The following is a 23,803-nucleotide window of genomic DNA, read 5'->3' as shown; positions in this document are numbered from 1 at the left end:
GTACTTACTTCATTCGTCATTGCCTTAAAAATTCAGGAGACACTCACATGCAGATCACCGGAATGTTGCACGGCGCGCGCCTGCTGCAATTCGTCGGATTCCCGGCCAGCGAAGTGCTGGGCCCCGGCGCAAGCGAAGAGGAGATCAAGTCACTGATCGACCGTCACGGCCAGGTCTTTGTCAAGCCCGTGTTCAAGGGCGGCGTCGGCAAAAAGGGCAAGGCTGGCCTGCTCGGCCGCGCGTCCGACCTCAAGACGGCCCTCGCCGAAAAAGAGCGGCTCTACTTCGCCGAGCACGTCGTGGGCCACATGAGGGCAAAGGCGAACGGCGTGACGTTCGAAGCGGGCGTGCCGGCTACGTACGAAGTCTATTTCTCGATCACCGATTCCACACGCTTCCGCGCCCCCACGATGACGCTCTCTCACATGGGCGGCATGGACATCGAGGAAGTCGATCCGAAACACGTCGCGATGGTGCCTTTCGATGCATTGACCGGGCTGAAGGCGTTCGTCGTCGCAAACGCACTCAGCGAGATCGGTGCGCCGCGCGAGATCATCTCGCCGCTCGTGCAACAGTTGCCGAAGCTTTGGGAGCTCTTTCACGACTTCGGCATGACGACGCTCGAACTCAATCCGATCCGCATGCGCGAAGACAGGAAAGGGCGTCTCACGCCCGTGGCGTGCGACTTCAAATGCGGCTTCGATCGCGATGATCCGCGCTTCTCGCGCCTCGGCCTGCCAGCGCATCTATTCGCCGCCGACTACTCGGACTTCGAGCAGGAGATCAACCAGCTTCGCACGCATCAGGGCCAAAGCGATGTGTACGTGATCAACGACCGCGGCACGATCCTCGCGCCCACCTTCGGCGGCGGCGCGAACTCACTTGTCACGGAGATGCTTGGCGACGCGGCCGTCATCTCGTCGGACTTCGGCGGCAATCCCCCCTACGAGAAGATGAAGGAAGTGGCGCGCATCTGCTTCAGGCATTGGCTGAAGCAGTCGAATGTGCTGTTCATCATCGGTGGCAAATCCAACAACACCGATATCTACGAGACACTGCGCGCGATGGCCGACGCACTGCGTGAGCACTTCAGCGAGCACGGCCCGACACCACTCTACGTCGTCCTCGGGCGCGGCGGTCCGAACCTCGTGCGTGGCATGTCGGCGCTGCGCGACACCTGCGATTCGCTCGACCTCCCCTATCGCCTCTTCGGCTTCGATTCCGACATCAGCGAAGTGATCCAGTACGCACGCAAGGCCGATGCGTGGATGCAATCGGGCGGGCGCGCGCAGGTCGCGGCGCGCATCGGCGCACGCGAGTCGCAGTCTGAAACGGCACAGGCGTAAGGAGACTGACATGTACAGGCAAGCCAGCAATCATTTCAAGTATTTCGTCGGCATCCAGTCGCTCGCGCAGATCGCCACGCGCGAGGACCGCGTGTGCGTGCTCAATATTCTCGGTGGTGAATCGTCGGACGTGACACCCGTAAGCCATGCGTTCTCGGGCGGGAATATTGTGTTCGGCACCGCCCCCGGCAAAGGCGGCCAGGTGCTAGCGACGCCCTCCGGCGACATCCCGGTCTACAACAACGTCCGCGAAGGCCTCGAAGCCGGGCACCGTTTCAATTGCGGCGTCGTGTACCTGCCGCCGTCGGCTGCGCGCGACGGTGTGGCCGAGCTGATCCGCGTGAATCCCGATCTGCGCAAGATCTTCATCATCACGGAGAAGATCGCCGTGCATGACGCTCGTGAGATCCGGGCGATGGGCCAGCAGGCGGGCATTGACATCTTCGGCGCGAACGGGCTGGGTGTCGCGGATTCGTGGCAGAGCGTGCGCATCGGCGGCGCGCTCGGCGGCGACGATCCCGCTGCGACATTGCGCCGGGGCTCGATCGCAATCTTTTCGAACTCGGGCGGCTTCAGCACCACCATCGCGCAGTATCTCCGGATGAGCGGCTGGGGTACGTCAACCGTCATTTCAAGCGGCAAGGATGTCTACATCCACTACGCCGCGCCGGAGTTCGCGTTCGCTCTCGCCAACGACGCGCGCAGCAAGGCTGCCGTGTTGTACTGCGAGCCGGGCGGCTACTACGAGGCCGACGCCACGTTCACCAAGCCGGTGGTCGCGTGCGTGGTGGGCCGCTGGAAGAGCCGCCTTACACGCGCGGTCGGACATGCGGGCGCAATGGCGGGAGGCGCCGACGACGCGCTCGCCAAGGAGCGCTGGTTCATGGAGAAGTTCGGCGTCGAGCGGCTCTTTACACCGGACGATCCGTGCTGCTCGGCCAGGGGCGCGGTGGTGACGAACATCGCGCACATTCCCGCCGCGCTCACGGCGGTGATGCGCGCCAACGCGACGATGCCCGATTTCGAACCAGAAGGCAGCCTCGCGCTCAAGCCGTGGTTCGGCTCGGACCAGGGGCTTGAACTGCCCAACGAACTCGCCATTCCGGTGGTGGAGGCGGTCGCGCCCTACAACGAGCAAGTGGCGCGGGTGAACGGCCAGATCGGCGCGATCCCGCCGCGCCAGACACTGAAGGACGCCTCGGGCGCCTCGCAGATGGACGCGAAGACGCAGGTGAGCAGCCTGCACGGTGCATCGATGCTAGAAGCAGCGACGCGTTCGCTCGAAGCGAACGTCTGCCTCGCGCTGTTGCACGAGTTCGGTGGAACAAACGACGAGATGCTCATCAATGTGGCCGTCGGCGCAGCGGTGAACCTGCACGGCACGCCCGAACTGGCGGCGGCGCAGGCCGCGCGCGAGGCGGGCAATGCGCCCAACGCGGTGCTCGCGGCGGCGGCGGTGATTGTCGGGCCGAATCGCCAGCGTGCGGCGCGCGAAGCGGCAAAGCTGATGATCGACCGCTTCGCGGCGGCGAAGCTCAAGAACGCGTTCGACGTGACTTTCGATGTCGAAGCCGTCGATACCACCGGCAGCGAAGCGCTCTTCTCTGACGCACGCGACCCGAAGGCCGAAGCATTGCTTGCGGGTCTGGCTGCGCGCGGCGTGAGTTCCGCGTTTGTTCGTTGGCTTGCGTGCGGCCCTGGCCATCCGCGTGCGGACGCGGTACTCGCCGCGATCACGACGACCCTCGCCTGGGGCCCGCTCATGCGCAAACGCATCTCGCGTCTGACGGCGGAGAGCCTGCCGTGGTGGACGCAGCTCTTCGGCACGCTGATCGGCGCCTCGGCGGACGCGTCGCGTCACGGCCCCGACAGCTTCTGCGGCATCGGCGCCGAAGCGTTGCTCGGCGAACGCACGCTGACCGAGGTCGCCTTCGCGGCGCTTCTCAACCGCAGACCTACCGCGGACGACCTGTTTGCGTTCAAGACCCTCGTCGGCCTGCTGCTCACGAACGGACCCGGCGCAATCTCGGCGCAAGGCGCGAAGGGCGCGGTATCCGCCGACGGCCCCGAGAGCCCCGAGCGGGTGCAACTGAACAAGGCGCTGGCCGGCTTTCTCACGCACACCGGCTATACGCATGGCGGCAACGGCTATGAAGGCATTGCGTTCCTCAACGAGGCATTTCGCGACAGCGGCCTCGACGATCCTGCCGACGCAAAACACGGCGTGGACCTCGAAGCGCTCGCACGGCGATCCGTCGAGCAGTATGCGCAGTACAAGGCGCGCCAGAAGCATGCGGGCAGCCTCGACATCGCCAAGCTTCCGGGCGTGAATCACCCCGTCTTCAAGGACAAGCCGGTGAACCACGATCCGCGCGAGGTGTTCATCGCCAATCTGTATGAAGGGCGCGGCGAATACAACGCGTTTCATGCGTACTACCGTGTACTGGTGCAAGCGCTGTTCGACGCGGGCATGTCGCGCAATGTCTATTGCGTCAACGTCGATGCGGTCATCGCCGCGCTGTTGCTGAAGATGCTATGGCAGCCGCTGCGACGCGGGGAGTTCAGCGAGGCGGACCTCGAAACCGCCGCATTCACGATCTTCCTGTATCCGCGCATGCTCGGCTGCGCCGCGGAAATCGACGATCACCTCAATCGCGGCCGCAACATGGACACGCGCACGGCCGCTTCGCAGTGCCGCTTCGTGGCCTGACCGGAAGGCCACGGACGGCCGTTGCCACGCGCTTCCGCAATGGAGGGCGTGGCGCCGCCATGGTAGCGATTGATAACCAGCGAACATCAATCGTTCAGAACATTGCACTTATCGTTTTGCCGGTTCCGGGCGAACATTCCCGAAACGACAATCCGCCGGATCACCGCGCATTTACAGGATTTCAGGAGACACCTCGATGCACCCCTCGTCCTCTACCCTTTCGCCCGGACATTCGAAGGCCGCTGCGGTTTTCCGCGTGACGGCAGGGAATTTCCTGGAGCAGTTCGACTTCTTTCTGTTCGGCTTCTACGCAACGCAGATCGCCAACGTCTTCTTTCCCGCCGCGAGCGAATTCGCCTCGCTGATGATGACCTTCGCGGTCTTCGGCGCCGGCTTCCTGATGCGGCCGCTGGGCGCGATCGTGCTCGGCGCCTACATCGACGACGTCGGCCGCCGCAAGGGCCTCATCGTCACACTCTCCATCATGGCGAGCGGCACCATCCTGATCGCATTCGTGCCGGGCTATGCCACGATCGGCCTCCTGGCACCGGCGCTCGTGCTGGTCGGGCGGCTGCTGCAGGGCTTCTCTGCGGGCGCGGAGCTGGGCGGTGTGTCCGTGTATCTCGCCGAGATGGCTACGCCCGGCCGCAAGGGCTTCTTCACGAGCTGGCAGTCCGCGAGCCAGCAGGTGGCGATCGTCGTGGCCGCAGGCCTCGGCTTCGCGCTCAATCAATGGCTGGACGCGACGGCCATCGCGGCGTGGGGATGGCGCGCGCCGTTCTTCGTCGGCTGCATGATCGTGCCGTTCATCTTCATGCTGCGCCGCAATCTCGAGGAAACGCAGGAGTTCAAGGCGCGCCAGCACCGCCCGACCATGAAGGAAGTGTTCCGCACGCTGGTCCACAACTGGGCCGTCGTAGTCGCCGGCGTGATGCTGGTGGCGATGACCACCACGAGCTTCTACCTCATCACGATCTACGCGCCCACCTTCGGCAAGACGGTCCTGCACCTGAGCACCGCGGACAGCCTGCTCGTGACGCTGTGCGTCGGCGTGTCGAACTTCGTCTGGCTGCCGATTGGCGGGGCGCTCTCCGACAGGATCGGCCGCCGGCCGCTGCTGTTCGCCATGACGGCGCTCGCCATCGCGACCGCTTACCCGGCACTGTCGCTGCTCGCTCACGCGCCGAGCTTTGTCAACATGCTGCTCGTGCTCCTGTGGCTCTCGTTCATGTATGGCATCTACAACGGCGCGATGGTCGTCGCGTTGACGGAAGTGATGCCAGTGGAAGTGCGCGTCGCAGGGTTCTCGCTGGCCTATAGTCTCGCGACGGCTGTGTTCGGCGGCTTCACTCCCGCGATCTCGACCGCCCTCATTCACGTTACCGGCGACAAGGCCGCACCCGGATACTGGATGAGCTTCGCCGCCGTCTGCGCCCTGTGCGCGACGTTCGCGCTCTATCGCCGCCGCGCAGTGACGCTGACGCCAGCGCACTGATGCTGCTCTCGTTCCGCATATTCCCGAACGCGCAACCCGATACGCCTTCATCCATGAAAAACCTGCTTCTGAAACTTTGTACCGCGGCGCTCGTGGCAATGTCCACCGCCGCAGCGAACGTGCAGGCCGCCGACCTGCACGTCATGAGCTCGGGCGGTTTCACCGCCGCGTATAAGTTGCTCGGCCCGAGATTCGCGTCCACTACGGGCAATACGCTCGACACCGCGCTTGGGCCCTCGATGGGCAAATCGCCCGAGGCGATTCCCAACCGCCTCGAGCGCGGCGAGCCCGCCGACGTCGTGATCATGGTCGGTTACGCACTCGACGACCTGATCAAGGAAGGCAAGATCGTCCCCGGATCGCGGGTCGAACTGGCGGATTCGCGCATCGGCATGGTCGTGCGCGAAGGCGCGGCGAAGCCCGACATCGGCTCGGTCGAAGCGCTCAGGCAAGCCCTGCTCCACGCGAAGTCGATCGCCTACTCGGATAGCGCGAGCGGCGTTTATATCGAGCGAGAGCTCTTCAAGCGGCTCGGCATCGAGGATCAGGTCAAGCCGAAGGCGAAGATGATCCCGCGGATTCCGGTGGCGTCGGTGGTGGCAAACGGCGACTACGAAATCGGCTTCCAGCAGGTGAGCGAGTTGCTGCCCATCAAGGGCGCGACGTACGTCGGAAAGATTCCCGAGTCCCTCCAGTCCGTCACGCGTTACGCGGCCGGCATCCCCATCGGCGCACAGCATCCGAAGGAGGCCAAAGCCCTCCTCGACTATCTCGCTTCGCCCGAAGCGCAGCCCGAAGTGAAATCAACAGGGCTCGATTCCGTCACCATGCATTGATACGCCGGAATGCGTGCCGAGAGCCGCCTGCCGGTCAGCCTGGCGTGTTCGTGGCGGGGGCGTCGGTGTCGTCCGCGCCGCACGGCGCTGGGCCGCGCAGCATCTGGAAAAGACGCCCACGGTCGCAAGCCCCCTCCCACTGCGAAACGAAGATTACCGCGCAGGCATTGCTGATCACGCTTGTCAGGGCGCGCGCCTCGGACATGAACCGGTCGATCCCCACCAGCAGCGCCACCCCGGCGACGGGCAAGTCCGGAATCACGGTCAACGTCGCGACGAGCGCGACGAGCCCGCTGCCGGACACGCCGGCCGCACCCTTGGAAGTGAGCAGCATGACCGCGAGCATCGTCGCAATCTGCGGCCAGGTAAGTGGTACGTCGCACGCCTGCGCGATGAACACCGAAGCGAGCGTCAGATAGATCGCCGTGCCGTCAAGATTGAACGAGTAGCCTGCGGGCAGGACGAGGCCGACGATCCCCCTGTCGCAGCCAAGTGCCTCCAGCTTCACGATCAGTCGCGGCAGGACGGGTTCCGTCGAAGAGGTTGCGAGAACGATCGCGAGCTCCTCGCGCAGGTAGCGTAGCAATCGCCAGAGCGCGAAGCCATGCAGCCGTGCGAGCGGCGCAAGGACCAGTGCGACGAATAGCAGGCACGCCGTATAGAACGACACCATCAGCATGCCGAGCGAGCTGACCGAGCCGATACCGAAGCGGCCCACGGTGAATGCCATCGCGCCGAACGCGCCGATGGGAGCAAGCCGCATGATCATCGCGAGAACGCGAAAGAGCAGATTGGCGACCCCTTCGATGAGTTCGAGCACGGGCCGCCCCGCACGCGGGTTCGCGTTCAGCGCGAAGCCGAAGAGCAGAGAAAGCAGAAGCACGGGCAGCACTTCGCCCTTCACGAATGCGCCGACGAGCGTCTCGGGGATCACGCTCAACGCAAACTCCTCGACCCCGCGCGGCTGCGAGCGTGCGGCAAATTGCGCGAGGAGGTTCGTGTCCAGATGATGCGGATCGATGTGCATGCCCGCGCCGGGGCGCAACGCGTATGCGGTTGCAAGGCCGATCAGGAGCGCGATGGCCGTCAGGAAATAGAAGAGCGCCAGTGCCTTGAGGATCGTGCGTCCGATCGTTGTGCCGCTTGCGAGCGACGTGATCCCTGAGACGATAGTGCAGAACACGATCGGCGCGATCATCATCCGCACCAGACCGATGAACGCGTCACTGAGTGGCTTGAGCGAAGCGCCGGCTTGTGGCCACACGTGGCCCAAACTCATGCCGAGCGCCATGCCCAGCAAGACCTGCACGTAAAGCAACCGAAGTGGCCTTGCCAACGTCACGATGCTGTCTTCCTTCCAGTCTTCTCTTTCGTGTTCACACCACTGCCCTTGACATCACCGTTCACGACAACGGCGCGCTTCATTTCAATGATCGTCCGGTAAAACTCCTGCGCGGCCGGCGTTAGCGGCCGTCCGCGCCGTGTCACGATTCCCACGCGCCTTTTCACCACGGGATCGACCAGCGGCACACTCGTGAGGATGGGGTGATCGCGCCCGGGCATGGCCATCGAAGGTACCGCCGCGACGCCGAGCCCCGCTTCGACCAGCCCGAGCATGGTAGTGACGTGGCGCGTCTCGCAGACGCTCGGCACGCGCGGGGCCACGGCGGAGAGCGCCTGATCGAGCAGCAGGCGATTGCCGGAGGTCTTGTCGACGGACACATATTCGTGCTCGTAAAGCTCGTTCCAGGACACACGCTTCTTGCGCGCGAGCGGATGGTCACGACGGCACGCGGCAACGAAGCGCTCCTGCAACAGGACCTTGAACTCCACCTCGGACTCCTGGCTGCCCATGAAGCTCACACCAAAATCGGCTTCGCCACTGATGACGGCGCCAAGCACTTCATTTGCGCTCGAATCCAGCAGCTTGACCCTGATGCGCGGAAAGCGGCTGTGATAGCTCGCGACGACATTCGGCAGGAAATAGTAGGCCACCGACGGTACACAGGCGATCGTCACATGGCCCAGGCGGCTCGACGAGACATCCCGGATGCCAAGCAGTGCGACGTCGAGATCGTCGAGCAGTTGCTCCGCGCTCGGGGCGAACACGCGCCCGACGGTGGTGAGCGTGACGCTGCGCGTGGTGCGCTCGAAGAGGCGCACGCCGAGTGCCGCCTCGAGCTTGTCGATGCGGCGGCTCAAGGCCGGCTGAGAAATGTTGACCGCATCGGCGGCCTTGCGGAAGCTTCCCAGTTCCACAACGGCTCGAAACGCCTGCAAGTCGTTCAGGTCGAAGTTTACGCCCACGCCTATCTCCGCATTGTCGGTGTTGATATTTTGCGTGAATTCAGACGAGTTCGACCGAGAATATTGTTCGTGCCGCGTTAGATTCCGTGAATGCCGCTTATGTTCACCCGTCGAGTGACGGCCCCTACGCTACTCCGCAAAGTATAAAAACGAGGTACTGTCCACGCCGGGAGCTACGGGACTGGTCAAACAGTTAGCTCAGCGACGCAGGTCACCACCGGGGCACATGCGGTTGGCGCCCTGGCCGCCTTACAGTACTTTATCCGGGATCAAGTGCAAACTGGATGCATCGCTCGCAAAAAAAGAACCCGGCGATCGCCGGGCAAAAATTCGCGCTCTCGCGCGCGAATGGGACGGAAGTCTCTCTGGCTACGGGCTCGCTTTGTTATATCGGCTACGCCACGCATGAATCACTTGCCGAACCGGAAAGGTTATCGCCTTCTCTACTCCGCTTCTGCTCACCTGCTTCTCATACAAACCTTGCTGCAACCGTAATCTAGCCTGTCGACGATTGATGTTTCTGCTCACTGCTCTCTCTCCGACGAATGCACCAGGACGGCAGCATCGATTCGAGGGAATCGCTGCGGTCGACGAAGTAGTGCTTCAACGCCATCAATACATGCCCGCAGACCAGGACGGCAATCGCGTATGCCACGTAGATGTGCATCTGTTTGAAGATAGGTGCAAGCGCAGGGGTCTTGTCCATCAATGGCGGCAAGAAGAAAAGACCGGCAACCGGAATCTTGAATCCCGCCGCCGAACTCCAGAGCCACCCCGAAACTGGCAGCACAAGCATGCATATATACAGGAGCAGGTGCCCAAAACGCGCTGCCGCGCGCTCTAGCGAGGGAACGCCGCACGACGCCTCCGGCGCGCCGTGAATGAGTCGCCAGGGTATCCGCGCTGCCAGCAGAAACAGCGTGATCGTCGCGATCGACTTGTGCAGCATGATGCTGTCGGCCTGGATTTTCTGCGGCAAGCTCAGGGTGCTGGAGTAATACCCCGCAATCCATGCACAGATGATCACTACGGCCATCGTCCAGTGGAGAACCTTCGCGATCGACGTGTATTGTCTCCGTTCCATTTCAACTCCTTGATGGTTTATTTCGCCGGGGCTAACCGGAGCCTTTTGGCGGCGAGCGGACCGGCGCTTGCCTCAAGGTCCGCCGATGTAGGCATGTTGGATCTATTACGAAGTGATGCTGCCAGAGATGATCAGTTCGAAGATGCTGGCCCCGCGGGGATCGCTTTCTGAGGGGCAGACTTGCGCTCGGCATTAAGAAGGTTCTCGGGATACTGGTCAGGCGCTGCCTGCGGCCCATAACCGTTTCGCTCGAGGTTCTTCAGTTCGGCATTCCTGACTTGACGTGCCTGCTTTCTCTCGGCCTTTCGTTGTTCCTTGAGCGCCTGCTTCTGTGCCTTGCTATCGGCTCTGCTCGCCGACGCCGTCGCTGTATCCGGCTTCGACTGCGCTGGCGCACTCGCCATCTCCCCCTGTGCTTCCGCCACGAGCGGCACCGCCGATATCAGTAACGCCGCGACCCAATGTCGTGAACCTTTCCGCATGGTGATCTCCTCTATCAAATGTATGTTGTAGGTTTCAACAAACTACAGAGTTCCAGGCCTGGAAGGACACCAGACCTCTTTTACTCAGCTACGCGTTGATCAAGCGTTTGACTGCCCGATGCACATCACACGCTGGGAACCAAGACCTTCGATACCTGCTTCGACAACATCACCAGGACGCAAGTAACGCCCATAGTGGCTGCCAATGCCGGCCGGCGTGCCAGTGCATATCAGGTCGCCGGGCTCCAGCCGTGTCGAGTTCGAAAGACAGGCAATCTGCTCGCCAATGCTGAAGATCATGTCGCTGACAAGGCCGTCCTGCATCAAGGACCCGTTCAAACGAACCCATAACCGGAGTTGCGTCACGTCGCCGACATTCCATGCGGGAACCATCCAGGGTCCGGCAGGGAGCCAGCCCGGGCGTGATTTCGATTGCAGCCAGTCCGTGCCCATCGCTGGCGCATCCCGACGAAATACGCGATCGCGCAATGTGATGTCGTTGACGATGCAATAGCCCGCGATGCAATCGAACGCATCTTCAACCCGGACATGCGCTGCGGTTTTACCGATCACGACACCGATCTCCACTTCCCAGTCGAGCGTCTCGAGATCGGGTGAGATAGCCAGGGGATCGTGAGGTCCGGACACGCACGCTGCACCTTTGAGGCAGATGTATGGCGCGCCATTGCGACGCCGCGCTTCAATGGAATTCAGCGCCGCTTCGCGGCGTGCGGCAGCGCCCGGACCGTCCGGTCCATCGTGGGCATCGAGAGCAGCTTGCAGAAGCTGGTCGCGGTAGTTGCCGATCGTGCAATAGACCTGCCTGGGCGCTACTGGGGAATGCAATCGAAAGTTCGAGAGTGGCACGCCAAGTTTCACGATCGCTTCGGTGGTCGCGGGGTCAGCACAGATCTGCTTGAGCGAGGGTGCGTTTGCCTCCCACTCGCGCAAGAAAGTCTCGATGCAGCCCGTGCCGCGAAAGCCAAGATGCGCCCAATGGGCTAATGCGAGTGCATGCGTGCCAATCGACAACGCGGGAAACGGAATGCATTGAGCAATTGAAACATTGACAAGGACGGGAAGCATGGCAGTGGTGGTTTCGCTGGGGCGAATCATGCGTCACCGTTACGTGCGATGACGACTCCGATACTGTCCGGCGCAGGCTGCGTCTGCGTATTCCCGTCACGGCGCTTGCGCGGTGCCGTTTCGATCAGGAAGAACGCGACCACTGCACCTGCGGCCAGGCTGTAAAGCGCGAAATCAAGCGTACGTGCAAGACCAAAATGCTGCGCAATGAACCCCGCGATGACCGGGGCAACCCCGCCGCCAAACGTCTCGCCCACGCCCGACACGAATCCGATCGTCGACGCGATGAGTCCGACGGGAGCAGCTTCCGTCGCGACGGGACCACTGAGCAGACTCAACAGACCCATCGAGAACATTGCGACACCGAACAGCAACACGAACAGTAAAACCGGATTGGGACCTGTGTACGAGAACAGATACAAAAGAGCGGCCGCACAGACGAATCCGATCAAGGCCGTTGGCCGGCGACCGATGAAGTCCGACAGGCCGGCAAGCGCAAAGCACCCAATGAATCCGCCAAATCCCACTGCCGAGGCGACGAATCCCATGCTTCGCATGTCGAGATGGACGACAGAAACCAGGTAAGTCGGGACCATCGCCCCTATGACAAAGATCCCGCTCATCGCGCACAGAATCGCGATCGTCGCGACGGTGACGTTCCGGTTGGCAAAGAGCGCAGTCCAGCGCGGCCGTTCGACAGGTTCGTGCGACATGCGTACCGGGGACGTAACCTGATCACGCACGTAGCGCCAGATAAGCGCTGCAACGATCAGTCCGGGAACCGCCGACAGCGTGAACACCCAGTGCCAGTTTGGAACGACCTGAAGCAACTGTGTGGCAACGATAGGCGCAAAGCCGAGACCCATCAAAGGAATCATGCTGATCTGAATCCCCTGATTCAATCCGCGACGGGCCGGCAACGAAGCCTCACTGTTCGCTGCGATACTCGCTGGCGTAAATGCGCCTTCGGCAACGCCCATTGCCGCCCGCAATAGCAGCAGGCTGATAAAGCCCGTTGCCAATCCGGAAAGGCTGGACAGCAGCGAGAAAGCGATCATCGTCGTCACCAGGATCTTCTTTCGACCGATGCGGTCGGCAAGCGGCCCCATCGCGATCGACCAAAGGCCCCACGCGACGCCCAGTATGCCCACGAGGCTGCCCAGCTGCGAATAGTTCAGCCCGAGGTCACGCATGATGTGTGGAAAAAGCGGAGCCAGCAGCCATCGATCGAAGCCCACCAGTCCAAACCCAATGCCGAGAAGCGCGAGTGTCCTGCGCTCGCGGCGGACGTCATGTCGAGGTGCATTCATTGTGGTGTCTCCATGTATTGCATTTGTTTAGTCGTCGTTCAGTGCTGCGTTGCCAGGGGCTACCGCACATGGCGTTAGCGGTTTGAAATCGCCAACGTTGCGCGTCTGATATCGGGTGGCGAGACACTCCATCTACCGTCGCCGTGCTGGAAGAAAAAGATCGTCACGGTGCTACGCGAATTCGACGACACGACCCGGACACATCGGCTTCGTCCCAGCCTCACAGGCCAGACGCGGCTGACTTCCAATGACGAAATAGCGGTTCGCCCGAACCACTTTTCGACATGAAACCGCAAGGACCCTTCTTCAAACATCGCGTCCATCTCCTCTTCACAAGCAGCCAATCGATCACCTGCGCTCGACGGGCACCCGGTGCGAATCCATTAACGCCATCTCGATGGCCGCTGCCGGTTTTCACGTACTGTCATGCACTCACTGCGCTAACGTTAGCATGATAATAATGTCGCTTTCGATGATCGTCAAATAAATATATCTATTCAACAAGCGCTCACGTTAGCATTCAAGGATAGAAATATTCGGTGGAAATTGACTGATCATTCGATTGATTCGGCCTTTGATTCAGCGCGACAGGCTTGCCATGAGTCCCAGAAGGCCGTTCGAAGCCGCGTCGCTGTGTGCGGCCAGCCAAGCGAGTTGGGGGTTTGGCCGGTAGGACGCAAACGTTGTGCTATCGTTATAAAAAAGCCTTCCATGGACATCTTATGATCACGATCAAAGACATCGCCGCTCGCCTGCAGGTTTCGCCCTCGACGGTAGGACGGGCGCTCGCCGACGACCCACGAATCAGCGCAGCCACGAAACAGAAGGTGAATGAAGTGGCAGAGGAAATGGGCTACGTGGCCAATCTGGCTGCGCGCATGATGCGCGGCGTCTCGAGCAACCTCGTCGGCTTTGTCCTGCCGGACATCAGGAACGGCTTCTACGCGACCATCGCCCATGCGCTGTCGAAGTGCCTCCAGGCGGCCGGATATCAGTTGGCGCTCTCGGAAACCGACGACGACCGGATGGTCGAGTTACACAGCGTTCGTGAACTCGCCAGCGCGAATGTCGCGGGGATCATCATCGTACCGACCGCAAAGCCCCACCGGGAAACGGTCCGGTTGCTCAAGCTGTCGCCGCACGTGCAACTGCTGCGCAGACATCCTACGATCGGTGACCAATGGTTCGGCATCGACGATACGCAGGCGATCTTCGAGGCGACCAGTCATCTCGTGCAGCTAGGTCATCGCCGGATCGGCTACATCGGCGGCACCGACGAGCTGCCTACCGGTTCGGCACGCCTGAAGGGTTATCACAACGCGCTTCCTGGTGGTGAGTCAGTGGAACCCGCCCTCGTGCAACTTGGCGCGCCCAGCGACGCCGACTTCGGCCGTAGTGCGACCCGGCGGCTGCTATCGCTGCCCAAGCGTCCGACGGCGATCGTCGCCGGTTCGGTCCAGATGACCCAGGGCATCCTCGAAGAACTGACGGCCCAAGGCGTGCGGGTTCCCGATGACCTGTCGGTCGTCGGGTTCGGCGACGAACTTGGGTTCCGGTGGTGGGGACCGGGACTCACCACGGTGGGGCTGCCCGTACACGACCTTGCCACCGCCTGCGGGCTCTGGTTTGTCCATCACATCCGCCAGAATTCGGCCAGCGCTTCGCCGTACACGTCGATCTCGCCCGCGACACTCATCTTGCGCGGCAGTACACGGAAACCCGGGCCCGTGGCGAAGGCATCGACGCGCGCCTCGATGCGTGGGGCCACGGTTTGATGGGCTGTGATGCCCGGTGGTCGTGCTATCAGATCCACTGATGCGTCTAGGGATGAGCGCCGGTGAGCTGGTCGACAAGCTCGGGCACTAATGCGAACAGATCACCGACCAGACCGTAATCCGCGACGCTGAAAATCGGTGCTTCTTCGTCCTTGTTGATCGCGACAATGACCTTTGAGTCCTTCATGCCAGCCAGATGCTGGATCGCGCCGGAGATGCCGACCGCGATGTAAAGCTGCGGCGCGACGATCTTGCCGGTCTGGCCGACCTGATAGTCGTTGGGCACGTAGCCAGCATCGACGGCCGCGCGCGATGCGCCCATTGCTGCGCCGAGTTTGTCGGCCAACGGCTCCAGCACTTTCGTGTAGTTTTCTCCACTTCCCAGACCGCGCCCGCCCGACACGATGATGTTCGCCGACGTCAGTTCTGGGCGATCCAGCTTCGTCACTTCACGGCTCACGAACTGCGAGATGCCGGCGTCAGCCACTGCGTCGATCTTCTCGATGGACGCGCTGCCGCCTTCTGCTGCGACGGGATCGAAGCCTGTTGCACGCACTGTGATGACTCTGATCGGGTCTAGAGATTGAACCGTAGCGATTGCGTTACCTGCGAAGATCGGGCGCTCGAATGTATCGGCGCTGACTACCGCGGTAATCTCGCTGATCTGCGCGACATCAAGCTTCGCCGCAATGCGTGGCGCGATGTTCTTGCCGTAGGCCGTAGCCGGCGCGAGGATGTGCGAGTAATCCTTCGCGACGTTCAGCACCGTCGCTTCGACGTTTTCCGCGAGGCCTGCTGCCAGTTGCGGCGCATCGGCGAGCAGCACCTTCGACACGCCCGTCACCTTCGCAGCCGCATCAGCCGCGCCTTGCGCGTTGTGACCCGCGACCAGCACATGAATGTCGCCACCGATCTTCTGCGCGGCAGCAACCGTATTGAGCGTCGCTGCCTTCAGCGCCGCGTTGTCGTTTTCAGCAATTACCAGAATCGTCATGTTCTTTCCTGTACTTCAGAGAACTTTGGCTTCGGTCTTGAGCTTCTCGACCAGTGCAGACACGTCGGCCACCTTCACGCCAGCCGAGCGCTTCGGCGGCTCGCTGACTTTCAGCGTCTTCAGACGCGGCGTGACATTGACACCGAGTTCCTCGGGCTTCACGGTTTCGAGCGGCTTCTTCTTCGCCTTCATGATGTTCGGCAGCGTCACGTAGCGCGGCTCGTTCAGGCGCAGATCGGTCGTGATGACTGCGGGCAACGTCAGCGACAGCGTTTCCGCGCCGCCATCGACTTCGCGCGACACCGTCGCCTTGCCATCCGCCACGACCACCTTCGATGCAAACGTCGCCTGCGGCAGATTGGCCAGCGCAGCGAGCATCTGACCCGTCTGATTCGAATCGTCGTCGATGGCCTGCTTGCCGAGAATCACCAGCTGCGGCTGTTCCTTGTCGACCAGCGCCTTCAAAAGCTTCGCCACGGCCAGCGGTTGCAGGTCTTCACCCGATTCGATCAGGATCGCGCGGTCCGCGCCGATCGCCAGCGCCGTGCGCAGCGTTTCCTGACATTGCGTCACGCCCGCCGACACGGCGATCACTTCCGTCGCCACGCCCGCTTCGCGCAGACGCACGGCTTCTTCCACGGCGATCTCATCGAACGGATTCATCGACATCTTCACATTCGCAATGTCGACACCCGCGTTGTCCGACTTCACGCGGACCTTCACGTTGTAGTCAACTACTCTTTTGACAGGAACGATGATCTTCAAGATATCTCATCCTCAACATTAAATGATCGTCTCCGCCGACATCTGCTCGACGTAATTCGATGCATCGAAAGGGAGCCCGTCGCCGGACACTCCACGTCTATTAGACCCAAGTTCGCATCGAGCAGTGGTTAGTAAATGTGAAAACCCTGCCCGCTCTTTCGCCCGAGGTAACCCGCGTCCACCATTTCCTTGAGCAACGGTGCCGGGCGATACTTCGGCTCGTTGAAATCCCGGTACAGCACGTTCATGATCGCGAGCGTCGTATCGAGCCCGATAAGGTCCGCCAGCGCCAGCGGTCCGATCGGATGATTTGCGCCGAGCTTCATGCCCTCATCAATCTCTGCGGCGCCAGCAAGACCTTCCTGCAGGACGAACACTGCCTCATTGATCATCGGTATCAGGATGCGATTGACGACGAAGCCCGGTGAATTCTTCACGCAGATCGTGCTCTTCCCGATGCGCTTCGCAAGGGCAATAGTCGCATCGAACGTGGCATCGCTGGTCCGCAGTCCGCGGATGACTTCGACCAGTGCCATTGCGGGAACGGGATTAAAAAAGTGCATCCCGATGAAGCGACTCGGGTCAGCGAGCGTCGCACCGAGTCTCGTGACGGATACCGACGAAGTGTTGGTCGCGATGATCGCGCGTGGCTGAATGATAGTATCCAGCTTCCTCAGAACCGCCTCCTTGACATGAACGTTCTCGGTCGCGGCTTCGATCGCAAGATCGCATTCGACGAGTTCCGTCAGGACTGCGCATCCCTTGATTCGCGCCAACGCTCCCGTCGCTTCGTCCGAAGTCGTTTTACCCTTCGACACCATCCGCGCAAGAGTGGACGAAATGCCTTCGATGCCGCGTTCTACCGTGCGCTCGTCGAGGTCGTTGAGGATCACGTTGAGACCGGCAGTTGCACAAACCAACGCGATGCCACTTCCCATCTGTCCGGCACCTACAATTCCGATCGTTTGCATATCTTCCCTTCAATCACATGTTCGGATAGTTCGGACCGCCGCCGCCTTCGGGCGTCACCCACACGATGTTCTGCGTCGGGTCCTTGATATCGCAGGTTTTGCAGTGGACGCAGTTTTGCGCGTTGATCTGCAGGCGATCCTCGTCTTCTTCGGTTTTGACGAATTCATAGACGCCAGCCGGGCAGAAGCGCGCTTCCGGGCCTGCGTAAGTTTGCAGATTCACGGTAACGGGTATGCTCGCGTCCTTCACCGTCAGATGCGCCGGCTGATTCTCTTCGTGATTCGTGTTCGAGATGAACACCGACGAGAGGCGGTCGAACGTGAGCTTGCCATCCGGCTTCGGATACTCGATCGGCGTGCATTGCGATGCCGGCTTCAGCATCTCGTGATCCCAATGCTGGTGGTGTAGCGTCCACGGCATATTGCCACCCAGCAACTTCTGTTCGATGCCGACCATCAGCGTGCCGAGATACAGGCCCTTGCTCATCCACTGCTTGAAGTTGCGTGCGCGATAGAGTTCAGTGTGCAGCCACGAGGTCTTGAACGACTCGGGATACGCACTGAGTTCGTCGCTGTGGCGGCCAGCTTGTACGGCATCGAACGCGGCGTCGGCGGCGAGCATGCCTGTCTTGATTGCCGCGTGCGAACCCTTGATCCGCGACGCGTTCAGGAAGCCCGCATCGTCGCCGACCAGCGCGCCGCCCGGGAAAGCGAGCTTCGGCAGCGACAGCAGGCCGCCTGCCGTGATCGCCCGCGCGCCATATGACACGCGCTTGCCGCCTTCGAGAAACATGCGGATTTCCGGGTGCGTCTTGTAGCGCTGGAACTCCTCAAACGGCGACAGATACGGGTTGGAGTAGCCCAAGCCGACGACAAAGCCCACCATCACCTGGTTATTGTCGATGTGATACAGGAACGAGCCGCCGTAAGTCTGCGTATCGAGCGGCCAGCCGGCCGTGTGGATCACCAGACCCGGCTTGTGCTTCGCCGGATCGATTTCCCAGAGTTCCTTGATGCCGATGCCGTAGACCTGCGGATCGGCGCCATCGCGCAGCTTGAATCTGTCCGACAGTTGCCGACCTAGATGTCCGCGCGCGCCTTCGCAGAACAGCGTGTACTTGGCGTGCAGTTCCATGCCGAGCTGGAAGTTTTCGGTCGGCTCGCCGTCCTTGCCGATGCCGAGATTGCCCGTCGCAACGCCTTTAACCGAACCGTCATCGTTGTACAGCACTTCAGCGGCAGCAAAACCCGTAAAAATCTCGACGCCCAGCGCTTCGGCCTGTTGACCCAGCCAGCGGGTAACGTTCGCGAGACTGATCACATAGTTGCCGTGATTCTTGAAGTTGTCCGGCAGCGCCCAGTTCGGTACCGACTTCGCGCCCGTTCGCGAGAGAAACAAAAAGCGGTCCTCAGTCACTTCAACGTTCAAAGGCGCGCCCTTATCTTTCCAATCAGGAATCAGCTCACAAAGCGCACCGGGGTCCATCACCGCGCCCGACAGAATGTGCGCACCGATCTCCGAACCCTTTTCGAGCACGCAGACGCCGATCTCAACGCCTTTCTCCACGGCGCGCTGCTTGAGCCTGATCGCAGCGGCAAGCCCCGCCGGGCCGCCGCCGACGATCACCACGTCATATTCCATCGACTCGCGCGAGCCGCCAGGTTCGGGGGGATTCATTTATCAAGGTTCCAGTCTGACCGCGCCGCTCCCGCTCACAGCGGGTTCGGCATCGGTTAGTTTTCCGATGCGCGGGTATCTACAGTAGCTTCGTGCGGCGCAGTTCATCGATATCGGCTTCGGCCATGTCGAGCCAGTCTCGAAGGACCTCACCCGTGTGCTGCCCCAACGTCGGCGGGGACTGTCGGTATTGCACCGGCGACTCCGACATACGGATCGGATTTGCAACCAACGCCACGCGTTTCGCCAACGGGTGTGACATCTCGATGCGCACGTTGCGTGACTGCACCTGCGGATCTTCAAACACCTGGTCGAGATTGTTGATCGGACCACACGGCACGCCTGCGGCTTCCATCGCGGCGATCCAATCACCCGTCGCACGGGATACCGTGATCCCGCAAATCATCGCAATCAGCTCGTTCCTGTGCTTCACGCGCTGCGGATTGCTGGCGAAGCGTTCGTCCTTGCTCCATTCCGGTTTGGACAGCGCCGCGCAGAGACTGGCGAACTGACCGTCATTGCCGACCGCGATGATCATGTGACCGTCGGCCGTCGGAAAATCCTGGTACGGCACGATGTTCGGGTGCGCGTTCCCGATGCGGCGAGGCACCACGCCGCCCACGATGTAATTCGTCGCCTGGTTGGCAAGGCAGGCAATCTGCACGTCGAGCAAAGCGAGATCGATGTGCTGCCCCATGCCGGACCGTTCGCGACGCGCAAGCGCAGCAAGGATTGCCACCGTTGCATACAGTCCCGTCGTGATGTCCGTCAGCGCGACGCCCACCTTCAACGGGCCTTCCCCTTCCGCGCCATCCGCACGACCTGTGAGACTCATCAGCCCGCCCATGCCCTGGATCAGGAAATCGTAACCGGCACGTGCGGCATAGGGTCCCGACTGGCCAAATCCCGTTATCGAGCAGTAGACAAGGCGCGGATTCAGTTCCTTGAGGCTCGCGTAATCCAAACCATACTGGCTGAGTCCGCCGACCTTGAAGTTCTCGACCACGACGTCCGCCTTGCTGGCGAGCTCCTTCACGAGCCGTTGTCCATCCGGTTCACTCAGGTCAATCGTCACCGACCGCTTGTTGCGATTGGCGCAGAGATAGTAAGCGGACTCGCCAGTCGACTCGCCGTCTTCATCGCTCAGCCAGGGCGGCCCCCAGGCACGCGTATCGTCACCCGTGCCCGGTCGTTCGACCTTGACCACATCAGCGCCGAGATCGGCCAGCAACTGGCTCGCCCATGGACCGGCCAGCACGCGAGAAAGATCGAGTACGCGCAGCCCGTCGAGCGCCCCTTGATTCGGTATCCCGTTCATGGCGGATCAGAACGCTGCAATGCCGGTGATGGCGCGGCCAAGAATGAGCGCGTGGACGTCGTGCGTACCCTCGTATGTATTGACCACCTCCAGGTTCACCAGATGCCGTGCAACACCAAATTCGTCACTGATCCCGTTGCCGCCCAGCATGTCGCGCGCCACACGGGCGATGTCGAGCGCCTTGCCACATGAGTTGCGTTTCATGATCGACGTGATCTCGACGGCGGCCGTGCCCTCATCCTTCATGCGGCCAAGCCGCAAACACCCCTGTAGACCAAGCGTGATTTCCGTTTGCATGTCGGCCAGCTTCTTCTGGATCAACTGGTTCGCCGCGAGCGGCTTGCCGAACTGCTTGCGATCGAGAACGTACTGTCGCGCGCGATGCCAGCAGTCTTCAGCCGCGCCCAACGCGCCCCAGGCGATCCCATAGCGCGCACTGTTCAGGCAGGTGAACGGGCCCTTCAAACCACGGATGTCCGGAAACGCGTTCTCTTCCGGGCAGAACACATCATCCATCACAATTTCACCGGTGATCGACGCACGCAAGCCGACCTTGCCATGGATCGCAGGTGCCGAAAGTCCCTTCCATCCCTTCTCGAGCACAAATCCACGGATCGCGCCTTCGTCGTCCTTGGCCCAGACGACGAACACATCGGCGATGGGACTGTTCGTGATCCACATCTTGCTGCCCGTCAGCAGATAGCCACCGTCGACCTTCCTGGCACGGGTGACCATGCTGCCTGGATCGGAACCGTGGTTCGGCTCGGTCAAGCCGAAGCATCCGATCCATTCGCCTCTCGCCAGCCTGGGTAGATACTTCTGCCGGGTGGCTTCGCTGCCGAACGCGTTGATGGGCACCATGACGAGCGACGACTGCACGCTCATCATCGAACGGTAGCCGGAATCGACCCGTTCCACTTCGCGCGCGACGAGCCCATAGCAAACATAGTTGAGACCAGCGCCACCATAGGTTTCGGGAATCGTCGCGCCCAGCAGTCCAAGCTCGCCCATCTCGCGGAAGATGTCGGCGTCCGTATGTTCACGACGAAAGGCATCGAGCACACGCGGTGCGAGACGTTCCTGACAATACGCATGGGCCGATTCGCGCACAAGGCGCTCCTCCTCCGTCAGTTGCTGATCCAGCAGCAGTGGATCGTCCCACTTAAACGACGGCGATTTGTGCTGTACGCTCATTTCATACTCAAAATAAAATTGGCATGAAGCGAATTTACAGCCACTTTTCCAGGGTCTCAAACGATTTGTTCGCACGGACCTGTGCGAAAATCGCACACGTCAATCCACGACGATGCGAGTCACGGGCATGCGCAGAAAAATTCCTTCGACGGCAGCGCTATCTGCATTCGAGACGGCCGCTCGCCATCAGAGTTTCACCAAGGCGGCAGACGAACTGGCCGTGACACAAAGCGCGATATGCCGTCAGATCGGCTCGTTGGAGGAATTCCTGGGTGTAAAACTGTTTCGACGCGACCGGCGCGGAGTCAGCCTCACCGAGGCGGGAGTGATCTATAGCCGCAAGGTTGCGTCACGCCTGGATGACGTGGAGAGGGACACACTGGAGCTCATGGCCAAGGGCGGCCATGGCGGATCGCTCGAACTGGCGGTCGTCCCGACGTTCGCGACAAAGTGGCTGTTACCCCGAATACCCGACTTCATCGGCGAGTATCCGGACATTACCGTCAATCTCACGGTCCGCACGCGCCCGTTCCTGTTCGACGACACAGAATTCGACGCGGCGATTCACGCTGGAGCAGCGATATGGCCAGGAACGGAAGGCACCTTCCTGATGCGCGAAAGGCTGATCGCCGTATGCAGCCCGAAACTGCTTGCACCACGCACCAGGCTCGCAACGGCAGACTGGCGGCGTTACCCGCTCCTGCAACAGAGCACGCGTCCCTATGCATGGCGTGACTGGTTTGCGTCGCACAACATGCAGGTCGAAGGAGATATGTCGGGTCCGAGGTTCGAACTGTTTTCGATGCTCGCCGAAGCAGCGATTCACGGTATTGGGATCGCCCTTATCCCTCGCCTGCTTATCGAAGACGAGCTGCAGCGCGGCGTGTTGATCCAGGCGGCGGCCCACGAGCATCTGAGCAATCAGGCCTACTACCTCATCTATCCCGAGCGCAAGGCCGACAACGCGGCGTTGAAGGTGTTTCGCGACTGGATCACCACTCAGGCAGAGCAGTACCGGAAACCGATGGGGCTTGAGTGACCGTGCTTGCGTCAGATGGTTTTAATGGGAGGGTGTCGGCGACGGGTAGCCTATTTGGGGAAGCCACCCGCCCGGAGCGCAGCAATCAGAACTTCACGCGCAACCCCGCGCTTGTGAGGAACTGTTTGCTGGTCGACGAAGGGCCGCCGCTGCCACCGATGAACGCGCCACTGAAAATCGTTCCCGCCGCCCCTGTCACATGCTGATATTCAGCCATCAGATAGACATCGGTACGTTTGGACAGTGAGTAGGATGTCATCAGGTTGAACTGGTTCCAGCGCGGCTTCGCGTGCATGGACGCATTCGAATACGATCCATCCGTAAATGTGTACGATGCCGCCACCACCCAGGCCGGGGTAATCAGATAGCGAATGTTCGCTTCGTAGTTGTCGAAGCTCAGGTCGGTGGGCGATCCCGTGGGCGCGGGCGCAAGTGTGCTGCCGCGATACACGGCCGTCGTATCGTCATAGCGCGAGTGACTCCACACCAGCCCCAACGTCGCTGGACCGATCACATACGCGCCGCCGACACCCCACACCTGCTGGCGCGCCGCGTGAAACGTCGCATCGCCCGAAGTCGATGAACCGTCGAGTGCTCCGGCTGCGCCATCTCCCGGGTTGTCGATGCGCATATACGCTGCGCTCAACGTGAAAGGACCGTGGTTGTACGTCGCGCCCGCACTGAACGCGCGATTGTCCGCAAAATCGCCCGCCTTGTTCGAGAACGCGTACAACCCGCCGAACTTCAACCCGTTGATATCGGGGCTCGCGTATTTGACGGCATTGTCGAGCCTGAAGAAGTCGCCGAAGTTATCGTTGTCCATCGGATGCATGAATTCGAGACCGCCCACGAAGCTCTGCGCGAGACTTCTCGGAGCAAGATAGTCCACGACCGAGTCATATTGACGGCCAAGCGTGACCGCGCCGTAGGTACTCGACATGCCAACCCACGCCTGCCTGCCGAACAGGCGCCCGCCCTGCTGAAGACCACCATTGGTTCCCGTAAAGCCGTTTTCGAGTTTGAAGATCGCTTGCAGGCCACCGCCCAGATCCTCGCTACCCGTCACCCCCCACCGGTTGCCAACGATGTTTCCCGACGAAGCAAAGACATTGCTGTGACCCGCGCCGCTTGCCGTGCGCTGATTGCTGACGTACGACACGCCATTGTCGATCAGCCCATAGAGCGTGACGGAACTCTGTGCATGCGCTACTACACCCATGCAGCCGCAAAGTGCGGGTACAAGAAGCCTCTTCATTCGTTTGTCTCCTGCCAGTCGTGATATTTAGGTTGTTTTCCGGGGTGCTACACCTTCAAGGAGCGGCATCGAGCGCCGCACAGCCACGTCACATGATTTCAAACATGGATTTTTTTGGCACGACGCTGTTTCCCTTCGTCGTTGTCGTACTAATCGTT

At 61.2% G+C, this 23,803-nt stretch carries 19 protein-coding genes; 6 read left to right on the top strand and 13 right to left on the bottom strand.

The genetic code is table 11. The features are described 5' to 3' along the window. Positions 1–47 precede the first annotated feature (47 nt). The 4 genes from C2L65_RS07645 to C2L65_RS07630 all read left to right on the top strand — a co-directional run bounded on the left by C2L65_RS07645 (position 48) and on the right by C2L65_RS07630 (position 6,387). Complete coding sequence (locus C2L65_RS07645; protein ID WP_042313705.1) at positions 48–1,346, top strand: ATP citrate lyase citrate-binding domain-containing protein; 1,299 nt, start codon at positions 48–50, stop codon at positions 1,344–1,346. A 10-nt stretch (positions 1,347–1,356) separates the two neighbouring features. Then, positions 1,357–4,056: a CoA-binding protein gene (locus C2L65_RS07640; RefSeq protein WP_042313707.1), complete on the top strand. Its 2,700-nt coding sequence runs from the start codon at positions 1,357–1,359 to the stop codon at positions 4,054–4,056. Positions 4,057–4,252: 196 nt separating this feature from the next. Further along, entirely contained in the window at positions 4,253–5,551 is a 1,299-nt protein-coding gene (gene tcuC, locus C2L65_RS07635; protein ID WP_042313709.1) for an MFS transporter, read from the top strand. A 53-nt stretch (positions 5,552–5,604) separates the two neighbouring features. Continuing rightward, complete coding sequence (locus tag C2L65_RS07630; RefSeq protein ID WP_042313759.1) at positions 5,605–6,387, top strand: substrate-binding domain-containing protein; 783 nt, start codon at positions 5,605–5,607, stop codon at positions 6,385–6,387. A 34-nt stretch (positions 6,388–6,421) separates the two neighbouring features. On the opposite strand, the gene dctA is transcribed toward C2L65_RS07630, so the two are convergent. The 6 genes from dctA to C2L65_RS07600 form a co-directional block, all read right to left on the bottom strand. Next, on the bottom strand, positions 6,422–7,729 hold the full coding sequence (gene dctA / locus C2L65_RS07625) for a C4-dicarboxylate transporter DctA (protein WP_042313712.1): 1,308 nt from the start codon (positions 7,727–7,729) through the stop codon (positions 6,422–6,424). Further along, positions 7,726–8,694 carry a LysR family transcriptional regulator gene (locus tag C2L65_RS07620; RefSeq protein WP_042313716.1) on the bottom strand — a complete coding sequence of 323 codons (969 nt, stop codon included), beginning with the start codon at positions 8,692–8,694 and terminating at the stop codon, positions 7,726–7,728. Before C2L65_RS07620 ends, dctA begins: the two co-directional genes overlap by 4 nt. Before the next feature lie 496 nt (positions 8,695–9,190). Then, on the bottom strand, positions 9,191–9,730 hold the full coding sequence (locus C2L65_RS07615) for a cytochrome b (protein WP_233446485.1): 540 nt from the start codon (positions 9,728–9,730) through the stop codon (positions 9,191–9,193). Positions 9,731–9,909: 179 nt separating this feature from the next. Then, entirely contained in the window at positions 9,910–10,260 is a 351-nt protein-coding gene (locus C2L65_RS07610) for a hypothetical protein (protein ID WP_042313721.1), read from the bottom strand. A 99-nt stretch (positions 10,261–10,359) separates the two neighbouring features. Then, the gene (locus C2L65_RS07605) at positions 10,360–11,376 is read right to left on the bottom strand and encodes a fumarylacetoacetate hydrolase family protein (RefSeq protein WP_042313724.1); all 1,017 of its coding nucleotides are present in this window, start codon (positions 11,374–11,376) and stop codon (positions 10,360–10,362) included. Next, positions 11,373–12,656, bottom strand: a complete 1,284-nt coding sequence (locus C2L65_RS07600) for an MFS transporter (RefSeq protein WP_042313726.1) — start codon at positions 12,654–12,656, stop codon at positions 11,373–11,375. The genes C2L65_RS07605 and C2L65_RS07600 overlap by 4 nt, the downstream gene beginning before the upstream one ends. 722 nt (positions 12,657–13,378) lie before the next feature. On the opposite strand from C2L65_RS07600, the gene C2L65_RS07590 reads away from it, so the two are divergent. Beyond that, the gene (locus C2L65_RS07590; protein ID WP_042313728.1) at positions 13,379–14,431 is read left to right on the top strand and encodes a LacI family DNA-binding transcriptional regulator; all 1,053 of its coding nucleotides are present in this window, start codon (positions 13,379–13,381) and stop codon (positions 14,429–14,431) included. 46 nt (positions 14,432–14,477) lie between these two features. On the opposite strand, the gene C2L65_RS07585 is transcribed toward C2L65_RS07590, so the two are convergent. The 6 genes from C2L65_RS07585 to C2L65_RS07560 form a co-directional block, all read right to left on the bottom strand. Then, entirely contained in the window at positions 14,478–15,425 is a 948-nt protein-coding gene (locus C2L65_RS07585; RefSeq protein ID WP_042313731.1) for an electron transfer flavoprotein subunit alpha/FixB family protein, read from the bottom strand. A 15-nt stretch (positions 15,426–15,440) separates the two neighbouring features. After that, positions 15,441–16,190, bottom strand: a complete 750-nt coding sequence (locus C2L65_RS07580) for an electron transfer flavoprotein subunit beta/FixA family protein (RefSeq protein ID WP_042313733.1) — start codon at positions 16,188–16,190, stop codon at positions 15,441–15,443. A gap of 128 nt (positions 16,191–16,318) precedes the next feature. Further along, complete coding sequence (locus C2L65_RS07575) at positions 16,319–17,161, bottom strand: 3-hydroxybutyryl-CoA dehydrogenase (RefSeq protein WP_042313737.1); 843 nt, start codon at positions 17,159–17,161, stop codon at positions 16,319–16,321. Positions 17,162–17,174: 13 nt separating this feature from the next. Then, positions 17,175–18,839: an electron transfer flavoprotein-ubiquinone oxidoreductase gene (locus C2L65_RS07570; RefSeq protein WP_208647206.1), complete on the bottom strand. Its 1,665-nt coding sequence runs from the start codon at positions 18,837–18,839 to the stop codon at positions 17,175–17,177. A 79-nt stretch (positions 18,840–18,918) separates the two neighbouring features. Further along, complete coding sequence (locus C2L65_RS07565) at positions 18,919–20,157, bottom strand: CaiB/BaiF CoA transferase family protein (protein ID WP_042311528.1); 1,239 nt, start codon at positions 20,155–20,157, stop codon at positions 18,919–18,921. A gap of 6 nt (positions 20,158–20,163) precedes the next feature. Further along, positions 20,164–21,351, bottom strand: coding sequence for an acyl-CoA dehydrogenase (locus C2L65_RS07560; protein ID WP_042311526.1), 1,188 nt, complete (start codon positions 21,349–21,351; stop codon positions 20,164–20,166). A gap of 127 nt (positions 21,352–21,478) precedes the next feature. Here C2L65_RS07560 and C2L65_RS07555 point away from each other — a divergent pair, with 127 nt between their 5' ends. Continuing rightward, positions 21,479–22,390, top strand: a complete 912-nt coding sequence (locus C2L65_RS07555; protein ID WP_042311524.1) for a LysR family transcriptional regulator — start codon at positions 21,479–21,481, stop codon at positions 22,388–22,390. An 85-nt stretch (positions 22,391–22,475) separates the two neighbouring features. Here C2L65_RS07555 and C2L65_RS07550 read toward each other — a convergent pair whose 3' ends face one another. Next, positions 22,476–23,645, bottom strand: a complete 1,170-nt coding sequence (locus tag C2L65_RS07550; protein ID WP_042311523.1) for a porin — start codon at positions 23,643–23,645, stop codon at positions 22,476–22,478. Positions 23,646–23,803 lie beyond the last annotated feature (158 nt).

The sequence above is a fragment of the Paraburkholderia terrae genome (assembly GCF_002902925.1).
Taxonomy (GTDB): domain Bacteria; phylum Pseudomonadota; class Gammaproteobacteria; order Burkholderiales; family Burkholderiaceae; genus Paraburkholderia; species Paraburkholderia terrae.
This window is presented reverse-complemented; position numbering and strand designations above follow the sequence as displayed.